The organism is Pelagibius sp., from assembly GCF_028289705.1.
GTDB lineage: Bacteria > Pseudomonadota > Alphaproteobacteria > Kiloniellales > Kiloniellaceae > Pelagibius.
In genome coordinates this window covers 56,745-63,764 of sequence record NZ_JANQOI010000074.1, presented here as the reverse complement: position 1 = coordinate 63,764, position 7,020 = coordinate 56,745, and the positions used below count along the sequence as shown (strand labels likewise).

Sequence of the window (7,020 nt, the reverse complement as noted above, 5' to 3'; positions counted from 1 at the left end):
GCGCTGGCCAGCGCCGCAAGGCCCATCACCTCGTTCAGATCGCCGAGATGGCCGATGCGGAACACCTTGCCGGCGAGCTGGCTGAGCCCTGAGCCGAAGGAGGTGCGATAGCGCTCATAGCCGATGCGAATCACCTCGCGCGCGTCGACATGTTCGGGCGTCCGGATCGCGCTCACCGTGTCCGAGCGCCAATGCGGCGCGGCGGCGCAGAGCTCCATTCCCCAGGCGTGAACGCCGCGGCGCACGCCCTCGGCCAAACGCCGGTGCCGCGCGAAGACGTTCTCGAGGCCTTCCTCGAACAGCAGATCCAGCGCGGCGCGCAGACCGAGCAGCAGCTGGGTCGGCGGCGTGTAGGGGAAGTAGCCGTCGGCGTTCATCTTCAGCATGTCGGAGAATTCGAAGTAGGCGCGGCGCAGGCTCGCCGTCTTCGACGCCTCGAGCGCCTTTTCGCTGACCGCGAGGATGCCGAGCCCGGCGGGCAGCATCAGGCCCTTCTGGCTGCCGGTGACGGCGAGGTCGACCCCCCAGTCGTCCATCCGGAAGTCGATGGAAGCGACCGAGGACACGCCGTCGACGAACAGCAGGGCATTGTGATAGCTCTCGTCCAGCGCGCGGCGCACGGCCGGCACATCGGAGGTGACGCCGGTTGCGGTTTCGTTGTGGGTCACGAAGACGGCCTTGATCTCGTCACCGACGTCCGCGGCAAGGCGGCGGGCGTATTCCGCATGAGGCACGCCGCCGCCCCAGGGGACGTCAATGACCTCGACATCCAGTCCGAGCCGTTCGGCCATCTCCACCCAAAGCGTCGAAAACTGACCGAAGCGGGACATCAGAACCTTGTCGCCGGGGTTCAGGGTATTGGTGATCGCCGCTTCCCAGGCCGCCGTGCCCGATCCGGGAAAGATCATCACCGATCCCGTTTCGGTTCTGACGATCGACTTGAGATCGGCGAAGAGCCCCAGGGTGAGGTCGCCGAAATCGGGCGCGCGCATGTCCTGCATCGGCACGTTCATCGCCTGACGAACGTCCTCGGGAACGTTGGTGGGCCCGGGAATGAAAAGATGAGTCTGACCAGTTCGCATCACGGCATCTCCTCCTGGATGTCCGCGGACACTGCCCGCACCGCCTCAAAACGCGAAACAATTACGGGTCGTGCTGTGCATGCGAAATTTCACAAATTGACAGTAATGTAAATTTGTGAAATTCTCGCGATGAGGCGCCATGCTCAAGACCTTCATCGGACCGAGGCTGCGTCGACTGAGAGTCGAAAACCGCCAGACCCAGGCGCAGATGGCCGATGCGCTGGGGATCAGCACGTCCTATGTGAACCTGCTGGAGAAGAACGAGCGCAGCGTTTCCGTCGCGGTGCTCCTGAAGCTCTTCGAGACCTACGATGTGGACTGGCGCGACATCGCCGAGGACGACACCTCCGCGATCCTCGCCGACCTGCGCGGCGCCTTGCAGGACCCCATCTTCGATGCCGGGCGGCCCGATTTGCCGCAACTGCGCGCGGCCCTGACCCACAGTCCCGATCTGGCGAGCAGCTTTCTCAAGCTCCATCAGGCCTATCTGTCGGCGACCGACCAGCTCATGAGCCTTTCGGGGTCGGGAGAGGCGGCCCAGTCGCTTCGGGCGAGTTCTCCGGAGGCCACGGTCCACAACTTTTTCCGGCAGCATCAGAATTATTTCGCCGATCTCGAGAAGGCCGCCGAAGCCTTTTGGGACGGGCGCCGTGTCGCTGCGGACGATGTTTACGCCGAGGTCAAGGCGCGGCTGCAGGATCGGCTGGGTCTGCACGTCAGGCTGGTTCCCGTGACCGAGATGCCGAACACGCTGCGCGAATACGACGAGGAGCGGCGCGAGGTTCGGCTATCGGAGGCGCTCGATCATCCGAACCGGGTCTTTCAGCTTATCCATGTCGCCGCCCTTCTGGAGAACAGCGACACCCTTGACGCGCTGCTGTCGAAGGCCGGGCATAGCAATGCGGTCGGTCTCGCCCGTTGCCGGGTGGAGCTTGCCAACTACTTCGCCGCGGCGGTTCTGATGCCCTACAAGGCGTTCATGACCGAAGCGCGGGACAGCAAGTACGACTTCGATCATCTTGCCACCCGCTTCGGAGTCAGTTTCGAGCAGGCCTGCCACCGCGCCACCACCTTGCAACGGCGCGGCGCCAAGGGTGTGCCGTTTTTCTTTCTTCGGATCGACAAGGCCGGGAACGTCACCAAGCGGTTCAACGCCACCGACTTTCATCTCGCGGAGTATGGCGGCGCCTGCCCGCGCCTGGATGTGCACACATCCTTCCGGACGCCCGGGCGGATCGTCTCCCAGCTCGTCGAGATGCCGGATTCCAGCCAGTACTTCGTGTTTTCCCGAACCGTCGACCGGCCCAGCTTTGCCCGCCAGTATCAGGACGTGCGCCTTGCCGTCGCGGTGGGCTGCGGTACCGAGCACATGGAGTCGGTCTGCTATGCGGACGTGGTGAGTCTGCACGCTACGCCGATCACGAAGATCGGGATCAACTGTCGTGTCTGCCCGCGCATGGATTGCGATCAGCGCGCGCACCATGCCGTCGTGCTGCCCGGTCCCGTCGACGAACGCCGCCGCGGTGCCACCCGCTATTCATCGTGATGCTGGGCAGGGGTGACCAAAAGACTAAGGCGGGCGGGGACTTGGAGCCTGAATCGAAATGAACACCTTGATTTCAGTGATTTGCCAAAGCCATCCCTACTCCCATCGTCACCCTCGGGCTTGTCCCCCATCGCTTCTTTGGGGATCCATGGAACGACCGAAACCCGGACCGCGATGGATTGCCGGAACAAGTCCGGCAATGACGGTTTGAGTCGGCGTCTCGAAGCACGAGGTCAATCACCAAACCGGCTTCTACTGCAGCGCTCTACCGCCCCTTCCACACCGGGTCGCGCTTCTCGGCGAAGGCGCGGAAGCCTTCCAGGCCGTCCTCGCTGTCGTAAAGGCGGTCGACGGTGGGGAACTGGCGCTTGGTGATGCGGTTCATGGCATCCTGGAACCCGCGCGCCTCAGCCTCGCGCGCCACCTCCTTGATGGCGGCGAAGACCAGGGGTGGACCGGACTCCAGAAGCCGGGCCAGTTCCCAGACCCGGTCCATGAGCTTTTCCGTGGGCAGCACCTCGTTGACCAGGCCCCAGCGGTGAGCTTCGGCCACGTCCATCCAGCGCCCGGTGAACAGCAGGTCCATGGCGACGTGATAGGGCATGCGCTTGGGCAGCTTGACGGTCGCCGCATCGGCCAGGGTGCCGGCGCGGATCTCCGGCAGGGCGAAGCTCGTGTGCTCGGAGGCGAGGATGAGATCGCAGGAAAGCGCCAGCTCGAAGCCGCCGCCCACGGCCATGCCGTTCACCGCGGCGATCACCGGCTTGTTGAGGTCGCGCAACTCCTGCAGGCCGCCGAAGCCGCCGACGCCGTAGTCGCCGTCCACGGCATCGCCCGCCGCCGCCGCCTTCAGGTCCCAGCCGGCACTGAAGAAGCGGTCGCCGGCGGTGGCCAGGATGGCGACCCGCAGCTCGGGATCGTCGCGGAAGTCCCGGAAGGTCTCCCCCATCCGGCGGCTGGTGGCGAGATCGATGGCGTTGGCCTTGGGCCGGTCCAGGGTCACCTGCAGGATGCCGCCCTCGCGGCGTGTCGTGATCACGTCAGACATGGGCAGTTCCTTCCAGAACGATAAGCGCGTCGGCGGCGAAGGCACCCTGGCCCTCGGCACAGACCATAACCGGGTTGATGTCCAGCTCCAGCAGCCTTTTGCCCGCGCCGAGGGCGAAGTCCTGCACCGCCATGATCAGGTCCAGCAGCGCCGCCTTGTCCGCCGGCGGACGGCCGCGGTAGCCCTCGAGAAGGCGCGCGCTGCGCAGGCTGTCGAGGGCCTCTTCGACCTCCGACCGGCCGCAAGGCAGCAGCAGCGAACGGCTGTCGTCCAGAAGCTCCACCAGAATACCGCCGGAGCCAAGCGTCAGCACCATCCCGAACTGCGGGTCGCGGGTGAGCCCGACGATGATCTCGCAGACCGGGTCCGCGACCATGGCCTCCAGGTAGAGCGGTCGGCCCAGGGGGCGCAGGTCCTCGACGGCCCGCTGCAGATCCTCTGGGCTCTGCAGGTTGAGGCGCAGCGCCCGGGCTTCGGTCTTGTGGGCCAGACCGAGCGCTTTCAGGGCCAGCGGGAAGCCGATGCATTCCGCTGCTTCACAGGCCGCCGGGAGGTCGGCGACGCGGCGCCCATGCGGGATCGCGATCCCGTGTTCGGACAAACGTTCCTTGGCCGCCGCTTCGTCCAGCATCACGGGTTCGGCGGAAGGAGACGCGGCGATCTGATGGAGCGGCGGCGGAGCGGGCTGCGCCCAGGCCTGAACGATGGCGGCGGCGGCCTCCGCCGCGTCCAGGGCCTCGGTCACGCCGCAGAGCGGCACCAGCCCGCGCGCCATCAGCGCCTTGGCCTGGTCCTCGGTCAGGTTCTCGGGGAGTGTGGCCAGGACCGCGACCTTGGCCTTGGTGGTTCGGGCGGCGCTTTCGACCGCCTCGACCGTGCGCCACCAAAGGTCGGGGGCGCAGCGGTCTTCGCGGGGGAAGTCCAGCACCACGAGGTTCAGGTCGAAGCTGCCGGAGAACATCGCCGTGAAGGCGGCGGTCATGGCCGGCACGTCGGCCCAGATGTAGGTGTGATAGTCCAGCGGCTGGGAGACGGTGACGAGCGGCCCCAGCACCTCTTGCAGGGCCTGACGTTGCGGCTCCGCCAGGTCGCGGAAGGTGACGCGGCGCCCCTGCACCGCATCGGCCATGAGGCAGGCCTCGCCGCCTGAACAGCTCATGGAGGAGAGCGCGAAGCCGGCGAGCGGACCGACGCAGTGCAGCAGTTTCAGGGTCTCCAGGAAGCTCGGCAGGCTGTGGACCCGGGCGAGGCCGAGGCGCCGGAAGAAGGCGTCGGCGGCGGCGTCGTTGCCGGCCAGGGAGGCGGAGTGGGTGAGGCCGGCGGCTTGTGCCTGTTCGGATACCCCCATCTTGATGACGACGACGGGTTTGCCGGCGGCCCGCGCCTTTTGCGCCAGGTTTTCCAGCCCGGAGACGGAATCGATGCCCTCGATATGCAGGCCCAGGGCCGTCACCCGCGGGTCGTCCAGCACCGCCAGGGCCAGGTCCGACAGACCGGTCTGGGCCTGGTTGCCGGCGGTCAGCATGTAGGCAAGCGGCAGGCCGCGGCGCTGCATGGTGAGGTTGATGGCGATGTTGGAGGACTGGGTGATGATGGCGACGCCCGTCTCGCCCGCCTCCAGGCGCGTGCCGCCCTGCTGGTCCGGCCAGAGCCCGGCGCCCAGGCCGTAGTTGATCAGGCCGTAGCAGTTGGGGCCGATGACCGGCATCGCGCCGGCGGCCGCGACCAGGGCGGCCTGGAGGTCGGCGCCCTCTCCATCGGCCTCGCGAAAGCCGGAGGCATAGCAGACCGCCCCGCCGGCACCTTTCTTCGCTAGGGCCTTCACCAGTTCGACGGTGATTCGCCGGTTGACCCCGACGAAGGCGGCATCGGGGGCGGCGGGCAGCGCCTCGACGGAGCGGTAGGCCGGCAGGCCGCCGACCTGCGCGCGCGTCGGATGCACCGGCCAGATGTCGCCGGCATAGCCCAGGCGCCGGCACTGCTCGATCACCGCGGCGGCCTCCGCCCCGCCGATCACGGCGACTGACTTCGGGTGCAGCAGGCGCTGAACCGAGCGCACGCGGTCAGCAGCCCAGGGGGCGCAGCAGGTCACGGGAGATGATGTGGCGCTGGATTTCCGAGGTGCCGTCCCAGATGCGCTCTACCCGGGCATCTCGCCAGAAGCGCTCCAGCGGCAGATCGTCCATCAGCCCCATGCCGCCGAAGATCTGAATCGCCTCGTCGGTGACCCGGGCCAGCGTTTCCGAGGCATAGAGTTTTGCGCTGGCGATCTCCCGGTTGGCGGGCAGGTCCTCGTCGAGCCGCCAGGCGGCGGCCAGGGTCAGCCAGTCGGCGGCGTCGATCTCCGTCACCATGTCGGCGAGCTTGAAGGAGATGCCCTGGAAGCGGCCGATGGGCTGGCCGAACTGCCGGCGCTCGGCGGCGTAGGGCAGGGCCAGTTCGAAGGCCCGGCGGGCGCGGCCGACACACATGGCCGCGACCGTCAGACGGGTGCCGTAGAGCCATTGGTTGGCGATGTCGAAGCCGCGGTGGACCTCGCCCAGGACCTGGGTCTTGGGCAGGCGGCAATTGTCGAAGCTGAGAATGCAGTTGTGATAGCCGCGGTGGCTGACCGAGGCGTAGCCCGGGCGGATCTCGAAGCCCGGGGTGCCGCGGTCGACCAGGAAACAGGTGATGCGCTTCTTGGGGCCGCGGGCGGTCTCCTCCTCGCCGGTGGCGATGAAGACGATGACGAAGTCGGCGATGTCGGCGTGGCTGATGAAGTGTTTGGAGCCGTTCACCACCCAGTCGCCGCCGTCTTCGCGCGCCGCGCACTTCATGCCCCGCACGTCGGAGCCGGCATCGGGTTCGGTCATGGCCAGGGCGTCGAACTTCTCGCCGCGTGCCGCCGGCAGCAGGTAGCGCTCCCGCTGCTCGCCTTCGCAGGCCATGAGGATGCCCGACGGCCGGCCGAAGAACACGGTGAGCGCCTGGGAGCCGCGGCCGAGTTCGCGCTCCAGCAGGGTAAAGTCCAGATGGCCGAGCCCGCCGCCGCCCACCTCTTCGGGCAGGTTGGCGGCGAAGAAGCCCAGCTCCAGGCACTTGCGCTTGATTTCCTGGCCCAGTTCCGCGGGGACCTGGCCGCTCTTCTCCACCGCCGCCTCGTGGGGATAGATCTCCGTTTCGACAAAGCGGCGCACAGTGTCGACGATCATCTGCTGCGTCTCGGACAGGCCGAAGTGCATGGCGCTGCGCTGCCTCCCTCGGGTTTGATCGTGGGCCCTCGCAGCCGGCTGCGGCCGGTGCGTGAACCGCCGATAATGCCAAGACGGCCCAAGAGTGTTTGACAGAAATCGCAGGTAATT

The 7,020-nt window shown here is 67.1% G+C and carries 5 protein-coding genes; 1 reads left to right on the top strand and 4 read right to left on the bottom strand.

All coding sequences use genetic code 11. The features are described 5' to 3' along the window. The coding region (locus Q0996_RS09225; RefSeq protein WP_299617997.1) for an aminotransferase class V-fold PLP-dependent enzyme at nt 1-1,082 on the bottom strand (1,082 nt) is incomplete at its 3' end. A 139-nt stretch (nt 1,083-1,221) separates the two neighbouring features. Between Q0996_RS09225 and Q0996_RS09220 the strand changes: the two genes are divergently transcribed. Next, nucleotides 1,222-2,628, top strand: a complete 1,407-nt coding sequence (locus Q0996_RS09220) for a short-chain fatty acyl-CoA regulator family protein (protein ID WP_299617994.1) — start codon at nt 1,222-1,224, stop codon at nt 2,626-2,628. 265 nt (nt 2,629-2,893) lie between these two features. Here the strand turns inward: Q0996_RS09220 and Q0996_RS09215 are convergent, their stop codons facing one another. The 3 genes from Q0996_RS09215 to Q0996_RS09205 are packed head-to-tail and all read right to left on the bottom strand — an operon-like array spanning nt 2,894 to nt 6,900. Continuing rightward, on the bottom strand, nt 2,894-3,676 hold the full coding sequence (locus tag Q0996_RS09215) for a carnitinyl-CoA dehydratase (protein ID WP_299617991.1): 783 nt from the start codon (nt 3,674-3,676) through the stop codon (nt 2,894-2,896). Next, nucleotides 3,669-5,735 carry an acetate--CoA ligase family protein gene (locus Q0996_RS09210; protein WP_299617988.1) on the bottom strand — a complete coding sequence of 689 codons (2,067 nt, stop codon included), beginning with the start codon at nt 5,733-5,735 and terminating at the stop codon, nt 3,669-3,671. The genes Q0996_RS09215 and Q0996_RS09210 overlap by 8 nt, the downstream gene beginning before the upstream one ends. Before the next feature lie 4 nt (nt 5,736-5,739). After that, nucleotides 5,740-6,900 (bottom strand): acyl-CoA dehydrogenase family protein, encoded by a 1,161-nt coding sequence (locus tag Q0996_RS09205; RefSeq protein ID WP_299617985.1) that lies wholly within the window; start codon nt 6,898-6,900, stop codon nt 5,740-5,742. Nucleotides 6,901-7,020 lie beyond the last annotated feature (120 nt).

What these genes read in the sequence shown, in the direction of transcription:
- Q0996_RS09220 (WP_299617994.1), top strand. Translation starts at nt 1,222, where the DNA reads ATGCTCAAGACCTTCATCGGACCGAGGCTGCGTCGACTGAGAGTCGAA.
- Q0996_RS09215 (WP_299617991.1), bottom strand. Translation starts at nt 3,676, where the DNA reads ATGTCTGACGTGATCACGACACGCCGCGAGGGCGGCATCCTGCAGGTG.
- Q0996_RS09205 (WP_299617985.1), bottom strand. Translation starts at nt 6,900, where the DNA reads ATGCACTTCGGCCTGTCCGAGACGCAGCAGATGATCGTCGACACTGTG.